An 890-nucleotide genomic window follows, 5' to 3' on the forward strand; every position below is an offset into this window, starting at 1 on the left:
TTTTCAGGGCGATTTGGTTCTTCTGGAGATATTGGCGACTCATCTCAACTTTCTGCTGGTCAAGCTAGTTTTGGCTCTGCAAGTGATTTCATGAATCGTTCTGGTGATGTCCTTGTATATTTTGGTTCTAAATCTGATATTTCAAAAATTAATAAGATACTTCCTCTTATAGATGTGCCTGTTTCTGAGGCTTTAGTCTATGGTTATGTTTTTGAAGTGCAGTCTTCTGAAAAAAACGGCTCTGGATTGGCGCTTGCTGCAAAACTTCTTTCTGGGAAAGTCAATATTGGCATTGGCTCATCTCAAACCTTTGATAACTTTATAAAAATCAATACTGGCTCTCTTGATGCGCTGTATGAGCTATTCAAAACAGATAGTCGTTTTCATGTTGTTAGCTCTCCTCGTTTGCGTGTGCGCAGCGGCTCCAGTGCTTCATTTAGCGTCGGTTCTGATGTGCCTGTTTTGGGGCAGGTTACTTATCAGGGTGAAAGACCGGTTCAGTCTGTTGAGTATCGTTCAAGTGGTGTGATTTTTAATGTTTTGCCATATATTCGCCAGAATTCTATCGATATTGCTATCAGGCAGGAGTTATCTAACTTTGTTAAAACTGATACAGGCGTTAATAACAGTCCCACGTTAATTAAACGTGGTGTTACTACAGATGTTTCAGTTTCTGATGGAGATATTATTTTATTGGGCGGACTTGCTGAAACTAAAGATAGTGATGCTGAAACAGGATTTTCGTTTCTTCCTGGCTTTCTTTCTTCCTCATCAACTGAAAAAACAAAATCGGATATTGTTGTAATCCTTCAGGTTAAGAAAGTATCAGGCTGAGGCAGGCACCGCAGCTCTGCGAGGAGCACGCCGCAGCCTGATACTTATGTTTATTT

The 890-nt window shown here is 40.3% G+C and carries 1 protein-coding gene; it reads left to right on the forward strand.

From position 1 onward, the window contains the following. Positions 1-834, forward strand: an 834-nt coding sequence (locus AACS05_RS24805; RefSeq protein ID WP_045438216.1) for a type II secretion system protein GspD, incomplete at its 5' end; no start/stop codon positions are given. Positions 835-890 lie beyond the last annotated feature (56 nt).

It is taken from the genome of Citrobacter sp. S-77 (assembly GCF_963864895.1).
Taxonomy (GTDB): Bacteria; Pseudomonadota; Gammaproteobacteria; order Enterobacterales; family Enterobacteriaceae; genus Citrobacter; species Citrobacter murliniae.